The sequence below is a fragment of the Pseudoduganella sp. GW821-FHT12E03 genome (genome assembly GCF_058807115.1).
The window spans coordinates 53,239-68,374 of sequence record NZ_JBXAQJ010000010.1 but is presented as its reverse complement, the minus strand read 5'-3'; the positions used below and the strand labels follow the sequence as shown (position 1 = coordinate 68,374).

Annotated in this window: 13 protein-coding genes; 2 read left to right on the top strand and 11 right to left on the bottom strand. The window is 61.7% G+C overall.

Translation table 11 applies throughout. From position 1 onward, the window contains the following. Positions 1-2: 2 nt before the first annotated feature. The gene (locus AC1RRC_RS24130) at positions 3-2,441 is read right to left on the bottom strand and encodes a TonB-dependent receptor plug domain-containing protein (RefSeq protein WP_493058087.1); all 2,439 of its coding nucleotides are present in this window, start codon (positions 2,439-2,441) and stop codon (positions 3-5) included. 191 nt (positions 2,442-2,632) lie between these two features. Between AC1RRC_RS24130 and AC1RRC_RS24125 the strand changes: the two genes are divergently transcribed. Further along, entirely contained in the window at positions 2,633-3,391 is a 759-nt protein-coding gene (locus tag AC1RRC_RS24125; RefSeq protein WP_493058086.1) for a substrate-binding periplasmic protein, read from the top strand. Between the two features lie 47 nt (positions 3,392-3,438). Beyond that, a complete protein-coding gene (locus AC1RRC_RS24120) occupies positions 3,439-4,236 on the top strand; it encodes a substrate-binding periplasmic protein (protein ID WP_493058085.1) in 798 nt (265 codons plus the stop codon). Between the two features lie 13 nt (positions 4,237-4,249). On the opposite strand, the gene AC1RRC_RS24115 is transcribed toward AC1RRC_RS24120, so the two are convergent. The 10 genes from AC1RRC_RS24115 to AC1RRC_RS24070 form a co-directional block, all read right to left on the bottom strand. Further along, positions 4,250-5,542, bottom strand: a complete 1,293-nt coding sequence (locus AC1RRC_RS24115; RefSeq protein ID WP_493058084.1) for a type II toxin-antitoxin system HipA family toxin — start codon at positions 5,540-5,542, stop codon at positions 4,250-4,252. Further along, a complete protein-coding gene (locus AC1RRC_RS24110) occupies positions 5,542-5,775 on the bottom strand; it encodes a helix-turn-helix transcriptional regulator (RefSeq protein ID WP_493058083.1) in 234 nt (77 codons plus the stop codon). Before AC1RRC_RS24110 ends, AC1RRC_RS24115 begins: the two co-directional genes overlap by 1 nt. A 124-nt stretch (positions 5,776-5,899) precedes the next feature. After that, entirely contained in the window at positions 5,900-6,697 is a 798-nt protein-coding gene (locus AC1RRC_RS24105) for a tetratricopeptide repeat protein (protein ID WP_493058082.1), read from the bottom strand. A gap of 14 nt (positions 6,698-6,711) precedes the next feature. After that, positions 6,712-7,488, bottom strand: coding sequence for an enoyl-CoA hydratase (locus AC1RRC_RS24100; RefSeq protein WP_493058081.1), 777 nt, complete (start codon positions 7,486-7,488; stop codon positions 6,712-6,714). Between the two features lie 208 nt (positions 7,489-7,696). After that, complete coding sequence (locus AC1RRC_RS24095) at positions 7,697-8,893, bottom strand: acetyl-CoA C-acyltransferase (protein ID WP_493058080.1); 1,197 nt, start codon at positions 8,891-8,893, stop codon at positions 7,697-7,699. A gap of 44 nt (positions 8,894-8,937) precedes the next feature. After that, positions 8,938-9,435 (bottom strand): YiiD C-terminal domain-containing protein, encoded by a 498-nt coding sequence (locus tag AC1RRC_RS24090; protein ID WP_493058079.1) that lies wholly within the window; start codon positions 9,433-9,435, stop codon positions 8,938-8,940. A gap of 21 nt (positions 9,436-9,456) precedes the next feature. Beyond that, positions 9,457-11,856, bottom strand: a complete 2,400-nt coding sequence (locus AC1RRC_RS24085; RefSeq protein WP_493058078.1) for a 3-hydroxyacyl-CoA dehydrogenase/enoyl-CoA hydratase family protein — start codon at positions 11,854-11,856, stop codon at positions 9,457-9,459. A gap of 57 nt (positions 11,857-11,913) precedes the next feature. Further along, positions 11,914-13,704: an acyl-CoA dehydrogenase C-terminal domain-containing protein gene (locus AC1RRC_RS24080; RefSeq protein ID WP_493058077.1), complete on the bottom strand. Its 1,791-nt coding sequence runs from the start codon at positions 13,702-13,704 to the stop codon at positions 11,914-11,916. 92 nt (positions 13,705-13,796) lie between these two features. After that, positions 13,797-14,387, bottom strand: coding sequence for a TetR/AcrR family transcriptional regulator (locus AC1RRC_RS24075; RefSeq protein ID WP_493058300.1), 591 nt, complete (start codon positions 14,385-14,387; stop codon positions 13,797-13,799). A 243-nt stretch (positions 14,388-14,630) separates the two neighbouring features. Next, positions 14,631-15,086, bottom strand: a complete 456-nt coding sequence (locus AC1RRC_RS24070; RefSeq protein WP_493058076.1) for a cache domain-containing protein — start codon at positions 15,084-15,086, stop codon at positions 14,631-14,633. Positions 15,087-15,136 lie beyond the last annotated feature (50 nt).

Here is a 15,136-nt window from a genome sequence, read left to right as displayed (position 1 = left end):
GGTCAAAAGGTATAAGTCAGTTTGCCGTAAAAGTAGGCGCCATTGACGCCGATCGGATTGATGAAGTTATACGGCAGCGCGCCACCGTAGGTCGCCGCATTGGTCTGGCGCACGCGGTCAGGATAACGGTCGAGCAGGTTGTTGCCGCCGATGGCGGCGGTCAACTGTGTCGTGACCTTGTATTGCGCTTCCAGGTCCACCGTCCACACCGGGCCGAAATACTGTGCATTGACCCCATCGACCACTGGCGCTTCGCTGTCATAGACGAAGTCCCGCAACGCACCAAAGCGGGTGGCGCGCGCCTGCACGCCCCATGGGCCGCCTTGCCAGTCGGCGCCCAGCACCAGCTTGTTTTTCGGCGACGCATGCTTCAGGCGGAACAAGCCAGCATCGGTCAGCAGCGACAGCGCCGGGTCGATTTGCCCCAGCGCGGCGGAACCGGTGCGGGCCTGGTCCAGCCGCGTTTTATTCACGTTCAGCGCGGCGCTCAGGTGCACGCTGCCGCCGGCGGCTTTCAGCTCGTGATTGACCACCGCGTCGATGCCGCGCGTGGTGGTGTCGAGCAAATTGGCGAGGAAGGCCACGGAACCGATATCGCTGCGGCCTCGCGCCGCCAGGTACGCACTGACAGCATCGCTTTGCAGGTCGCTGGTGCGCGTGATGCGGTCGCGCAGGCGGATGCGGTACGCATCCAGCGACAGGCTGGTGGCGGCGCTTGCGCGCCACGCCAGGCCCAGCGACAGGTTAGCCGATTTTTCCGGCGTCAACGGCTGCGCGCCGAACGTCCGCGCCAGCGCATCGGTGGCCGGCAGCAGCGCCGCCGTTTGCAAGCCCGTGCCATCGGCATTGAAATTCAGCGTGGCGAAGCGAAAACCCGTCTGCGCCAGCGCCGGCGCGTGGAAACTGTTCGACACGGCGCCGCGTACCAGCAATCCCGGCGCCAGCTTGTAGCGCGCCGACAGCTTGCCGGTGGCGGCGCTGCCGAAATCGCTGTAATCCGACCAGCGCGCGGCCACGCCCAGCAACAGCGCGCCGAATTCCGTCTCGGCGTCGGCATACACGGACTTGACGTTGCGGCTGCCGTCAAACGCATCGGCCGGGCGCAAACCCGGCCCAGCCTGCGCACCCGGCGGGGCCTCGGTCAATGCACCGCCCGCATAGGAGGCCGGATCTCCCGGCAGGGTGCGGTACGTTTCATGCAGCACTTCCGCGCCCAGCGCCAGGTTGAGCGGCGACGGCCAGCCCAGTTGCAGTTCGCGCGTGGCGTCGAGATTCAACCCTTGCTGCCGGGTGCGGAACGAAGCGAGGTGGAAACGGGTGGGCCTTTGCGCGCCCAGCGAGGCATTGACGGTGTTCGACACGTCGTAGTTAAAACGGTCGCTGCCATGGCGTACGCTGGCATCCACATTCCACGCATCGAGGGCGAATTTCACGCCCGCCACCAGACTGGCGTCCGTCTTGGCGCCGTGGGTGACGGGCCGGTAACCGGCCGGATACAGCGCCGTGACGTTGGACGGGTCGCCCGGATAGCGGAACCACGCGCTGCCATCGGACAGGCGCCGGTTCACGGTGGCGAAGCTGTAGGCATCGATCCCGCCGCCCAGCCGGACCAGCGGAATCAGCGCGTTATAGAACAGCGAACCGCTGTCCTGCCGCGCATCGCCGGATTTGAACAAGACCTGGCCGTCGAGCGCCAGGTCGGCCGGGGTACTGTTCCACGACGTCCAGCCCGCGTCGCTGCGTCCGGCGCGCTGGGTCGGTGCACGGCGGCGCGCATCGAAGCCGAAACGCAGGAAGCCCGCATCCCCCACCGGAATGCCGGCATCGGCATTGACGGTGGTGGTCTGGCCGTCGGTCAGGGTGCGGCCGGTGGGTTCGAAGCCGGTGTGGTTCAGGCCATAGCCGATGGCGGCCGTGCCGCCGTTGCGGCCCTTCTTCAGCACGATGTTGATGACGCCGGCGACCGCATCGCTGCCATATTGGGCGCCCGCGCCATCGCGCAGGATTTCAATGCGTTCGATGGCGCCGGCGGGGATCGCATTGATATCGACCGGCACCGTGCCGGCAAAGCTGCTTTCCGTATCAAGCAGCGCGCTGGCGTGGCGGCGCTTGCCGTTGACCAGCACCAGCACCTGGTCCGGTCCCAGTCCCCGCAACTGGATGCCGCGCACGGAATCGGATGCGCCGCTCGATTCGATACGGGGGAAATTGATCGAGGGCGCCAGGTGTTGCAGTGCGGCGCCGACTTCGCCGGACGACAGCGCGCCGGCCACCTCGCGCGCATTGAACAAGTCGACCGGCACGGCGCTGTCGAACACGGTACGGGCCTTGGCGCGGGAGCCAACGATCGTGACCTGGTCCAGCACAGCATCCTGTGCCTGCGCGGCGGTACCGGCAACCAGCGCGGCATAGGCCAGCGCACGTAATGTCAGTGGTGTCATGATTTCTTTGCAGATGAGAACGTTGCATTGATCTTAACTTGCATATAGACCAGTTCCAACGCAGCAATTGTCATATGAATATGCCTGTCGTGGCCTTGCCACGGGCCTTCCGGGCCGATCATTGCATAATGCACTTGAATAAAAGCATTGCTTCTGTCACATTGAAACTTTCCGGGTTGTTCAGTTCAATCATGCGCGCGCGCCTTTATTTCCTTGCTGCGCTGTGCCTTGCAGCGTTGCCCGCGTGCGCCTGTCATTTGCGGATGGCGTCCGAGACATGGCCGCCGTATATCTACAGCGGCGGCGATGGTGTATTGACGGGCGCCGACATGGAACTGGCGCAAGCCATCGTGCGCGAAGCCGGCTGCACCCTGGAAGTGGTGCCGGAATTGCCGTCGCTGCGCCGCGAAATCCTGTTCCGGCAAGGGAAGCTGGACTTGATGCTGGCCGCATCGCGCACCGAAGAACGGCGCCGCTACGCGCGCTTTTCCTCACCGTACCGGCAAGAGCAGGTCGGCCTGTTCGCGGCGACCGACAAGGTGCAGCAATTTGTGAAAATCGACAGCTTTGACACCATCGTGCGCGAGCGCATTGCCGTGCTGGCGCCGCGCGCCGGCTGGTATGGTCCCGACTATGCGCGCGCGGCCGGCGCCCAGGATGCGGGCACGTGGCGCAATACCTTTGGCAACTTCCGCCAGGGTATCCAGATGTTCCGCGCCGGACGGGCTGAATTGATCATGGGCGATGCCGCCGCATTGCAGCATGAAGCCCGGCAGCAGGGCGTGGCGCTGTCCGCCCTGCCCTATGTCCCGTTCAACGCGCCCGTGCACCTGATGCTGAACGCTGCCAGCACCACGCCGGACCACCTGGCCCGCATCAACAGCGCCATCGCGCGGCTGGAACACAGTGGCGTGCTGACCACGATCCGTACCCGTTACGGGCTGCACTGAGGGCGGCTGACGTTACACTGTGAATTTTTAATGCCGGAATTTAACCAATGTTCCGCTTTGCTTTTTTCACCCCGATTTTGACGTCCCTCTGCGTCCTGGCCACCGTCCCCGCCTCCGCCGTGACCTTGCGCCTGTGCACCGATGAACAATCGCGGCTGCCATACATCACGCCACAAGGCACCGGCATGGCGGACATGCTGATCAAGGAAGCCGCCAGGGAAGTTGGCATCACCGTGGAATTCCGGCCGGCGCCAATCACGCGCTGCCGCGAAGAAGTCCGTGTCAACGCGGTGGATGGCTTCCCCACCGTGCCGTACTCCGCCTCCGTGACCGAATTCATGGCGTTTCCCATGCACGGTGCCGAACCGGATGCGGCGCGCGCCGTCGGCAATATCCGCGCGCTGGTGTTCCGCCGCGTGGGCACCCCGGCCGCCTGGGATGGTGCGCGCTTTACGCAATTGAACACGCCTGTGCTGGTGCCATTCGGCTCCGTCCTGCTGCTGGACCGCCTGACGCAAATGGGCATCCCGCTGGAAAACACGGCGCGAGGCCTGGAAGCGAATTTTCAGAAATTGCTGGCGGGCCGCGCCGAGCTGGCCGTCGGCTCGGAATTCACTGGTGCCGTGCTGCTGGGGCAACCGCAGTACGCGGGCAGGATCGAGGCGCTGCCGGCGCCGATTACCGACGAACCGTATTACCTCGGCGTGTCGAAACGCTTTCGCGACGCCAACGCGGACTTGATGGAAAAGCTGTGGAATACCATGGCGCGCATCCGTAAGTCGCCCGCTTACCAGCAGGCGATGCGCAAGGCGCTGGAGGAGCAGGCGCGCACGCTGAAGGAATGAGCGCTTGCCGGTTTCAACTGGATGCAAGCCGCTTGCACATGCCACGCGAAAGCGAGGTGATTTTTTGCACCAGCCGTTCCGCCATGACCCGTTCACCCGGGATCAACACCGGTAACACTTCGGCTGCTGCTGCGGCGATCGCCGCTTCCACTTGCCGCGCCATATCGGCGGCAAGCTGCAGCAGGTAGCGGGGCGCCACACCCAGCGTACGCGCCACATCGGCAATGTGCTCCCGTGTCAGCTTGCCCGGCTCGCCCTCTCCCGCGATCGTGAACGCGAAGTGCGCGCCCAGGCCAGGATATACCCTGGTGCACATCAAATCGTAGAACGGCGCCAGGCGCAATCCGGCCGGCGTGGCCATCATCGACAGGTTCTTCGCGTGTGAATCGTTATTGCCGGTACACAGGTTAAAGAACAACCAGCGCAGCAATTGCAAACGGTCGACCGCCGGCAGCACGGACATTTTCAGCAACGCATAACAGTCCGCAAACGAGGGACCGCCATCGTGTTCATACTTGACGTCCGACTGCTTGCCCAGCAACTGGCAAAAATCCGCTTGCCAGATGCGGCGCAGCGAGCCGTCGGCCTGCCGCACACGGTCGTAGCGCTCCACCAGGCATGCCCGCGTCACCGGCTGATAAGACACCCGTGCCGTGTGCAAACCGCACCTGGCGGCCGCGCGCATCGCAATGGTTTCGTTGACCGCCGATGCGAATACGCTGATGTCGTTGCGCACGATGTCGGGCTTCAGGATGTGAGTCGACGGCGCATTGCCCATGGGCCGGGCCGGATGGCCTTGCGCATCCAGGTAAAGCAGCACTTTGAACTGCGCGCCGGAAATCGACATGCGCGGCTGCGGCATATCCTGCGCGGCCTGCTCAATCGCTTCCCGCTCGGCGGCGCGTGCACCGCTGGCATGCACCAGCACATCAACCTGTTCCCACGTCAGCGACTGATAGACCGGCGCTTGCGGCGACTCTCCTTCCGGCAATAACACGTAAGCACCGGCACTTTCACCGCCCACGCGCGACAACAAGCCAAAGACCGTCGTGACCTGCTCACGCAGGCTGATCAACTCCCGCTGATCGCCTTCGGGCAACAGATTTTCAAAAAAAGCGGCGACATAGGGCGTATCGATCCGGCCTTCGCCCAGTGGTATTTCGGGATGCAACGGCGTTGCAGCGGCATGGTTCAGCCATGCCGCGCTGTAACTGAAGGCAAGTGGTTCCGACCGGTACAGCGTACCGACCAGCCCATCGGGACCATGCACCCACAACGCGTGCGGAAGCTCAGCTGGCGCAGCCATTATGATTTCTTCCTGATCACGACTTCCAGTCCCAGCAAGCTGAGTACGTCGAGCACTTTTTGCATTTGCAGGGTTTCCTTGCCACGCTCCAGGTCGATGACAAAACGATTGCTCATGCCAGCCAGGCCGGCGACGTCGAGTTGAGTCAGTCCCTGTTCTTTACGGACCATACGCACCAGTTCGCCTAGCTGGGAGGTTGAGTCGAGCGTGCTGGGTGTCGGGGACGCAGGCATGGCGGGCCTCTTGTGATAGGTCTATCACATTTTAGCAGCAAGGCTGCTTTTCCGCAGAATAAGTGATAGATCAATCACTTTTCCAGCACAGAGATTGTTCAAATATAAGAATATGATCGAACGATCACTTTTGACGCAGATCCAGCCCGAGCGTGATGCCATACGGATCAAAACCCCTTAATGCATCACTATTTTCTGACTGAGCCCAACTACCCAAATTCAGCTCACCTTTCGATTGCATCGCTGAGCGGCTTTTCTCCATCAGTTTCAGCAAGCCCTGAGCGCGCGCCTGCTGGCCTGTGCGCTGGTAAAAAGCCGCAATGCGCAATCCAGCTTCATATGGATTCAGCGGCGGAATAAACAGCCAGGCAAGGCCGCACATGGGGGACATGCTTTCGAAATCGAGCGTAGCTTCCAACTTTTGCAACAATGCCTCTGCATCGGCGTGCTTACCCAAGCCAATCAATACGGCACTGCGCATCAGTTGAATGCGCGGATTGTTCGCTATGGTCTGATCGGAGACAGACAGCTGCTGTACTGCACTGTCGAGGCTGACCAATGATTTTCTGTAGTCCCCGGCGCCCAGCAAAACCAGACTGCTATCGATGTCGAGCAGCGCGGCAGCTGCGCGCATATCCGGATCGGCAGCATCAGCGACCAGCGTACGCGCATGGCTCAGCAGGCGGAGCGCGTCCGGAAAATCCCCTGCCGTCAGCGCCATCGTTGCCAGCGCGCGATACTCGAATAATAGCGTTTCAGGGTGTTGCGTCGATTCCCGCTGCGCCAGCAATCGTTCGTATGGCGTCCAGCACTGCGAGCGCCATGTCTGCTCACAGGCAGACATGGCATCCTGCTCCGCCGTCCCAGCAAATGCAGCCGGGATCGCCACTATCAGTGCAAAGGCGGCGAAGTACTTGCGCATCGTATGCCCAGGACTTAGTTGAACTTGCTGAAATCCGGCTTGCGCTTCTCAAAGAACGCCGTGAACGCTTCCTTGGCTTCCGGCGATTGCAGCATTTCGCCGAACAGCTTGCCTTCGGTGGCCAGCACGGTCGACAGCGCGTCGGCGCCGTTGACTTTCATCAGGCGCTTGGTGGCGCGGATCGACGAGGCTGGCAAGGCGACCAGCTTGGCCGCTTGGGCCTGGGCGTAGGCCAGCACTTCCTCGGCCGGCAACAGCTTGGAGATCAAGCCCATGCTGTAGGCTTCCGGCGCCAGGAACGGCTCGCCCAGCATCAGCTTTTCCGCCGCGCGCGCATGGCCGCCGAATTGCGCCAGCAGCACGCTGGAGCCGAATTCCGGGCACAGGCCCAGCGGTGCGAATGGCACCGAGAATTTCGCGTTGTCGGCCGCGTACACCAGGTCGCAGTGCATCAGCAGGGTGGTGCCGATACCGATCGCCAGGCCCGTCACTGCCGCCACCACCGGTTTGGTCGTGCCGGACAGCGCTTGCATGAACTGGAATACCGGCAGTTTGAGGAAGTCATCAGCCTGGCGCGGGGCGGTCTTCAGAAAATCATCGAGGTCGTTACCCGCCGTGAAGACTTCCGGCTTGCCCGTGATCAGGATCGCGCGCACGGCGGCGTCCTGCTCGCCGTCGTTGATGGCGTCGGCCATGGCCTGGTACATGGCCGAAGTGATCGCGTTCTTGCGTTCCGGGCGGTTGAATTCGATGGTGAGGATGCCGTTGGCCTTGCTGGTGAGAATATCCATGTTGTCTCCGGTGTGATGAACCAAATTTTTACGAGGCGCGGACCCAGTAGGGTGGTTTTCGCGCAGCGAAAGCCGCCATGCATGCGTCAACGCGGCGCATGCATGGCGGCTTCGCCCCGGCGAAACCGCCCTACGCAGTCAGCGCCCTCAACGTAAAAAAAGGCGCCGGGTTTTCCGCGGCGCCTTTTCTAGCAGTGATAAGCGGTACTTACACGCGTTCGATGATACCAGCCGCGCCCATACCCGCGCCAACGCACATGGTGACCATGCCGTACTTCAGGCTGTTGCGGCGCAGTGCGTGCACCACGGTGGCGGCACGGATCGCGCCGGTTGCGCCCAGCGGGTGGCCCAGGGCGATCGCGCCGCCCATCGGGTTGACCTTGCTGGTGTCCAGGTTCAGGTCGCGGATCACGGCCAGCGCCTGGGCGGCGAACGCTTCATTCAGTTCGATCCAGTCCAGTTGATCCTGGGTGATGCCGGCGGCGGCGCACGCGGCAGGAATCGCCACTTTCGGGCCGATACCCATGATTTCCGGTGGCACGCCACGCACGGCGAACGACGAGAACTTGGCCAGCGGGGTCAGGTTGTGTTCTTTCAGGATCTTTTCCGAGACCACGATCAGCGCGCCAGCGCCGTCGGACATCTGCGACGACGTTGCGGCCGTCACGGTGCCTTTGGCGGCGAACACCGGCTTCAGCTTGGCCATGCCTTCCATCGACGCGTCGGCGCGGGCGCCTTCGTCGGTGTCGACCACACGCTTGCCGACATTGATTTCGCCGGTGCGCAGGTCTGGGGTGCGGGTGATGATTTCCACCGGGGTGGTTTCATCCTTGAAGAAGCCCGCTTGCTGGGCGGCGATGGCTTTGCGGTGCGATTCCAGGCCGAACGCGTCCTGGTCTTCACGCGAGATTTTCCACTGCTGCGCCACTTTCTCGGCGGTCAGGCCCATGCCGTACGCCAGGCCCACGTTTTCATCCTTGAACGTGTCCATGTTGATCGACGGGTGGTGGCCCATCATCGGCACCATCGACATCGATTCCACGCCGCCGGCGATCATCACGTCGGCTTCGCCAACGCGGATGCGGTCGGCCGCCATGGCCAGGGCGGTGATGCCCGAGGCGCAGTAACGGTTGATGGTCACGCCGCCCACGGTGTTTGGCAAGCCGGCCAGCACCACCGAGTTACGGGCGATGTTGAAGCCCTGTTCCGCTTCCGGGAACGAGCAGCCGATGATCGCGTCAACGATCAGGGCCGGGTCCAGGTTCGGTACGGCAGCCATCGCGCCTTTGATGGCGGCGACCAGCAGGTCGTCCGGGCGGGTCTTGCTGAACATGCCGCGTGGCGCCTTGCCGATCGGGGTGCGGGTCGCTGCGACGATGTATGCGTCTTGGAGTTGTTTGCTCATTTTGTGCTTTCGAGAATTTTGTGATCGATCATTAACCGACTAATTCAGCGCTTTGCCGAGAGATACCAGTCCACTTGTACCTGTGCCGCCAGCGTGCCGTGCTCGTCGAAGATATCGACTTCGACCGGGAAGGCGATCTTGCCGTCAGCGGCCAGCTGCGCCTTCAGCGCGGCCAGGTCGCCCGGCACGCGGCTTGATGCGCGCGTCGCGCCCTTGGCCACTTTCTGGTACTGGATACGGGATTCCTTGGCCACCGGGCGCAGGCCCATGATCAGCTCCGCAAAACCACCCGCCATGGCCGCGCCGGATGCGGTTTCCGCCAAGGTGAACAGCGCGCCGGCGTGCGGCGTGCCCAAGTGGTTGTGCAGCTTGCCATCGTCCGGCATCGACACCTCTGCGGTGCCGGGGCCGATACTGTCGATACGGATGCCAAGCGTGCGCACCAGCGGCAGGGTTTCCATCATTTGCTGCTTGATACGTTCGTACACCATGCTCGGTTTCACTTTCAACAAGACCTTGAAGGCCAATGACAAGAAGGACATTAGTCGGTTGCCGGGTTTCGATTAGTTGCGCACCGGCTTGCCGGTTTGCAGCATGCCCATGATGCGTTCCTGGGTTTTTGGATGGTTCAGCAATTCCAGGAAGGCTTTGCGTTCCATATCCAGCAGCCACTGTTCGCTCACCACACTGCCCTGGTCGATGTCGCCGCCCGACACGATCTGCGCGATCATGTCGCCCAGCTTGAAGTCGTGGGCGGAAATGAAGCCGCCATCGCGCATGTTGACCAGCTGGCCCTTGATGGTGCCCCAGCCATAACGGCCGGTCACGGTCACAGGACGCTGGATCGGTGCGCGGTAGCCGGCATCGAACATCGAACGCGCGGTGACTTTCGCCACGTGCAGCAGTTCGTATGGGTTGAACACGATCACATCGTCTTCTTTCAGGTAACCCATGGCCTTCGCTTCCAGGGCCGATTTCGACACGTTCGCGGTGGCCGCGTTGGTGAAGCCGGTTTTCAGGAATTGCAGGATGTCGTTACCTTTGGCCTGGGTCGCGGCACGGACAGCCGCTTCTTTCAGGCCGCCGCCGGCAGGGATCAGGCCCACGCCCACTTCCACCAGGCCGATGTACGACTCGATCGACGCCACGCGCTTGGAAGCGTGCAGCATCATTTCGCAGCCGCCGCCCAGCGCCAGGCCCGCCACCGCTGCCACCACCGGCACGTTGGAGTACTTCATGGCCTGGAAGGTGTCTTGCAGTTCCTTGATGATCGGGTCGACTGCCTTGGCGCCGCCTTGCATGAACGCTGGCAGGGCCGATTGCAGGTCCGCACCGGCGGAGAAGGCGCCGCCTTCGGCCGCGTCGGTATTCCAGATCACCACGCCCTTGAAGTTTTTCTCGGCCTCCGCCAGGGCCAGCTTCAGGCCGGCGACCACGCCCGGGCCAATCACGTGCATCTTGGTTTTCAGCGAGACCACCAGGACGTCGTCGCCGGAATGCCACAGGCGGACGGAGTCGTCTTCGAAGACGGTGGTACCAGCGGTTTTCGGATCAGCCGTGGTGGCGCCGAACACCGGTGCGCGGAATTGCTGGCGCTCGTAGACGGACAGCGACGAGCGCGGTGCGAACGAGTTGGTGGCCGGGGAGTACGAACCTTCCGCGGTATGCACGCCCTTCTCGCCCACCTGGCCTTCGAACACCCATGCCGGCAGCGGTGCATTGCACAGCGCCTTGCCCGCTTCGATGTCTTCCTTGACCCACTGCGCCACCTGGCTCCAGCCGGAGGCTTGCCACGTTTCGAATGGACCGACGTTCCAGCCGAAGCCCCAGCGCATCGCGAAGTCGATGTCGCGCGCGTTGTCGGCGATCGATTCCAGGTGGATCGCGATGTAGTGGAAGGCGTCGCGGAAGATCGCCCACAGGAACTGGCCTTGCGGGTTGGTCGATTCGCGCAGCGCTTTCATCTTCTTGACCGGATCCTTTTCTTTCAGGATGCGGGCAATGATGTCGTCGGCTTTTTTGCCGCCGGCCACGTATTCACCGGTGGCGGCGTCCAGGCGCAGGATGTCCTTGCCAACTTTCTTGTAGAAGCCGGCGCCGGATTTCTGGCCCAGCGCGCCCTTGGCCACCAGGCCCGACAGCACTGCCGGCGTCTTGTAGATGGCGAAGAACGGGTCGTTCGGCAGGTTGTCTTCCATGGTCTTGATCACGTGACCCATGGTGTCCAGACCCACCACGTCGGCGGTACGGAAGGTGCCGGACTTGGCGCGGCCCAGCTTGGCGCCGGTCAGGTCGTCGACCACGTCCACCGACAGGCCGAATTGTTCGGCTTCGTGGATGATCGCCAGGATGCCAAACACGCCGACGCGGTTGGCGATGAAGTTTGGCGTATCTTTGGCACGAACCACACCCTTGCCCAGGGTCGAGGTCATGAAGGTTTCCAGCTGATCCAGGATTTCCGGTTTGGTGGAAGTGGTCGGGATCAGTTCCACCAGGTGCATGTAGCGCGGTGGGTTGAAGAAGTGCACGCCGCAGAAGCGCGCTTTCAGTTCATCGGAAAAACCTTCGGCCAGCTTGTTGATCGACAGGCCCGAGGTGTTCGACGCGAAGATCGCGTTTGGTGCAATGTGCGGCGCGACCTTCTTGTACAGGTCGTGTTTCCAGTCCATGCGCTCGGCGATGGCTTCGATGATGATGTCGCAGCCGGCCAGCAGTTCCAGGTTGTCTTCGTAGTTGGCGACCTGGATCAGTTCCGCGTCGGCCTTGTCGCCGAATGGTGCCGGCGACAGTTTTTTCAGGTTTTCAATCGCGCGCAGCACGATGCCGTTCTTCGGCGTGCCTTCCTTGCCTGGCAGGTCGAACAGAACCACCGGTACTTTGGCGTTGACGCAGTGGGCGGCAATCTGCGCACCCATCACGCCGGCGCCCAGCACGGCTACTTTTTTCACGTTGAAGTTGCTCATGTTTTTCCTTGGTAATTTGCGGCGCCCGACACCAGCGGCATCAGGCGCCAATCATTCTTAGAACAGGTCGGCTTCCAGGGACATCAGGTTGGCGGCGCCGGAGCGTGCCAGGCGGATCTGGGTTGCGGTTTCAGGATACAGGCGGCCGAAGTAGAAGCGCGCCGTGGCCAGCTTGGCTTTGTAGAAGTTGTCGCCGGAGTCTTGTTTTGCCAGGGCGATCTTCGCCATTTGCGCGAAGAAGTAGCTGTACACCAGGTGGCCCACGACGCGCAGGTATGGCACGGCGGCCGCGCCCACTTCGTCCTGGTTTTGGAAGGCTTTCATGCCGATTTCCATGGTCAGCTTGCCGACTTTTTCGCCCAGCTCGCCCAGCGGGGTCACGAATTCGGACATGGCTTCGTCGGTGCCGTTTTCTTCCACGAAGGCGCGCACTTTCTCGCCGAACTTGCGCAGCTTGGCGCCGTTGTCCATCAAGATCTTACGGCCCAGCAGGTCCAGCGCCTGCACGGTGTTGGTGCCTTCGTAGATCAGGTTGATACGGGCGTCGCGCACGTATTGCTCCATGCCCCACTCGGAGATGTAGCCGTGGCCGCCGTACACTTGCATGGCTTCCGAGGTGGCGATCCAGCCGTTGTCGGTGATGAAGGCCTTGATGATCGGGGTCAGCAGCGCGACTTCGTCGGCGGCTTCCTTGCGTACTTCTTCGTCAGGGTGGTGCAGTTCCTTGTCGATCTGCAGCGCCACGTACGAAGTGAAAGCGCGGCCGCCTTCGGCGTAGGCTTTGGCGGTCAGCAGCATGCGGCGCACGTCCGGGTGCACGATGATCGGGTCGGCAGGACCGTCCGGATTTTTCACGCCGGACAGCGAACGCATTTGCAGGCGGTCCTTGGCGTACACCAGGGCGTTTTGATACGCCACTTCGGTCAGGCCCAGCGACTGCATGCCCACGCCCAGGCGGGCCGCGTTCATGAACACGAACATGGCGTTCAAGCCTTTGTTTGGCTGGCCGATGATCCAGCCGCGGGCAGAGTCCAGGTTCATCTGGCAGGTCGAGTTGCCGTGGATGCCCATTTTTTCTTCGATCGCGCCGCAGAAGATCGGGTTGCGCTCACCGATCTTGCCGTCGGCGGTTGGCAGGAATTTCGGCACCAGGAACAGCGAAATGCCTTTCGAGCCTTCCGGTGCGTCCGGCACGCGGGCCAGCACCAGGTGCAGGATGTTTTCCGACATGTCGTGTTCGCCGGCCGAGATGAAAATCTTGGCGCCGGTGATGTCCCACGAACCATCCGCGTTCGGGATGGCTTTCGAGCGCAGCATGCCCAGGTCGGTGCCGCAGTGCGGCTCGGTCAGGCACATGGTGCCGGTCCATTCGCCGGACACCAGTTTCGGCAGGTACAGGCGTTTTTGTTCGTCGGTGCCGTGTTCTTTCAGGCACTCGTACGCGCCGTGCGACAGGCCTGGATACATGGTCCATGCCTGGTTGGCCGAGTTCAGCATTTCGTAGAACGAGTTGTTCAGCACCAGTGGCAAGCCCTGGCCGCCGTATTCCGGATCGCAGGCCAGTGCGGCCCAGCCGCCTTCAACGTATTGCTTGTAGGCTTCTTTAAAGCCTTTTGGAGTGGTCACGGTCTTGGCTGCGGCGTCGTGCGTGCAGCCTTCGCGGTCGCCCGAGTGGTTCAGCGGGAACAGCACTTCAGAGGTGAACTTGCCGCCTTCTTCCAGCACCTGGTTGATGATGTCGGCATCGGTTTCAGCGTGGGCTGGCAGTTCTTTCAGTTGCTCTTCAACCTTCAAGAACTCGTGCAGCACGAACTGCATATCCCGGATTGGTGCGACGTATTGACCCATGATTTTCTCCTGACGGCTAAATAACAATGTAAGTGAAAGCTGACTGCGGTTCGCCCACAGCCGCCGTGCAGCCGCCTGTACTACGCTGGCGGCTACGGATTCCGGTAATTCTCGATCAAACGTTCAAAGCCCACTTTTGCGCGCTCCACCGCACCAGGGGTACGCAGCAACCGTGCATCGTGATGGACCGCCAGGATCAGGCCGTACATCTCGTACACCAGCTGATGCGGATCGGTTTCCTGTTTCAGGTCACCGGTTTCCACCGCCTGTTTCACGCAACGCAGCAGCGCACCCTGCCAGGCCGACACCATCGCCACCAGCTCTTCCCGGATCGGTCCGGGACGGTCGTCATATTCGACGGCGCCGCTGATGTAGATGCAGCCCGATGCGATCTCTTCGCTGACGCGGGAGATCCAGCGCGCAAACATCGCACGCAAGCGGGGCAAACCGCGCGCTTCCTTGATGCTGGGGAAGAACACTTCCTGCTCGAAACGGTGGTGATACAGTTTCAAGACTTCCAGCTGCAAGTCTTCACGCGAACCGAAGTGCGCAAACACCCCTGACTTGCTCATGTTCATCTTGTCCGCGAGCAAGCCAATCGTGAGGCCTTCCAGACCATCCCGGCTGGCCAGTTCCAGCGCCGTGTCCAGGATGGCTGCGCGAGTTAATTCACCCTTGCGCATAAATTTGATCGAAGTATTAATAGTTGCCACTCAAAGTTTTCACCAAGTCAGAAAAATCTTATTTTCCATCACTTGGATTTCCTTCGTGTGAAAAGAATTGCGAACGCTCGTACTATTATCCACCAGATGATAAAAGTCAAAGGAGATTGTTAGAGACCGCTCTCTATTGGTGCGTCGCAGCAGGACGCCGCGCCCGGTTTTGTGGCGCCGGCGGCGCGGGGCCGCCGGGCTACGGAGAAAGTGTTACTTGTATATACCGCATGCGACGAGAATGTCGTCGACTTTTTCGATGTAGGCGGTTTTCTGCTGCAAGGCGCCCGTAATCGGGTGCGGCCAGACAAAATCCACCCAGCCCTGGCCCTTGGTATTGGCCACTTCCAGATAGCTTTTCACGGTGGGTTTGCCATTGACGTCTTTCACGTCAATCATGTTGCGGCCGACGATCTTGGGATTGGGACTGGCCAGGTTGACGCCCTTCATGTCATAGGAAAAGATGTACAGTTCGCCGTCGACAAACTTGCCTTTCGGGTTGTTGTATTCGGCCAGCGCTTTTTCCCGTCCCACTTCCTTGTAGTACGCGACCGCCTTTTTCACCATCGCCACCGCTTCTTCCGGTGTGCGCTTTTCCTGGGCTTGCGCCGGCGCTTGCAGCGCCAGCATTACCAAACTCATCAAGACCGCTTTCAGCCATTGCTTCATCGTCATCTCCCTGGTGTCCGTAGTTGGCGCCGTCCTCTCGCTGGAGCGGC

Bases quoted from the DNA above. Each gene is read 5' to 3' on its own strand.
- AC1RRC_RS24130 (WP_493058087.1), bottom strand. From the start codon at position 2,441: ATGACACCACTGACATTACGTGCGCTGGCCTATGCCGCGCTGGTTGCC.
- AC1RRC_RS24125 (WP_493058086.1), top strand. From the start codon at position 2,633: ATGCGCGCGCGCCTTTATTTCCTTGCTGCGCTGTGCCTTGCAGCGTTG.
- AC1RRC_RS24120 (WP_493058085.1), top strand. From the start codon at position 3,439: ATGTTCCGCTTTGCTTTTTTCACCCCGATTTTGACGTCCCTCTGCGTC.
- AC1RRC_RS24115 (WP_493058084.1), bottom strand. From the start codon at position 5,542: ATGGCTGCGCCAGCTGAGCTTCCGCACGCGTTGTGGGTGCATGGTCCC.
- AC1RRC_RS24110 (WP_493058083.1), bottom strand. From the start codon at position 5,775: ATGCCTGCGTCCCCGACACCCAGCACGCTCGACTCAACCTCCCAGCTA.
- AC1RRC_RS24105 (WP_493058082.1), bottom strand. From the start codon at position 6,697: ATGCGCAAGTACTTCGCCGCCTTTGCACTGATAGTGGCGATCCCGGCT.
- AC1RRC_RS24100 (WP_493058081.1), bottom strand. From the start codon at position 7,488: ATGGATATTCTCACCAGCAAGGCCAACGGCATCCTCACCATCGAATTC.
- AC1RRC_RS24095 (WP_493058080.1), bottom strand. From the start codon at position 8,893: ATGAGCAAACAACTCCAAGACGCATACATCGTCGCAGCGACCCGCACC.
- AC1RRC_RS24090 (WP_493058079.1), bottom strand. From the start codon at position 9,435: ATGTCCTTCTTGTCATTGGCCTTCAAGGTCTTGTTGAAAGTGAAACCG.
- AC1RRC_RS24085 (WP_493058078.1), bottom strand. From the start codon at position 11,856: ATGAGCAACTTCAACGTGAAAAAAGTAGCCGTGCTGGGCGCCGGCGTG.
- AC1RRC_RS24080 (WP_493058077.1), bottom strand. From the start codon at position 13,704: ATGGGTCAATACGTCGCACCAATCCGGGATATGCAGTTCGTGCTGCAC.
- AC1RRC_RS24075 (WP_493058300.1), bottom strand. From the start codon at position 14,387: ATGCGCAAGGGTGAATTAACTCGCGCAGCCATCCTGGACACGGCGCTG.
- AC1RRC_RS24070 (WP_493058076.1), bottom strand. From the start codon at position 15,086: ATGAAGCAATGGCTGAAAGCGGTCTTGATGAGTTTGGTAATGCTGGCG.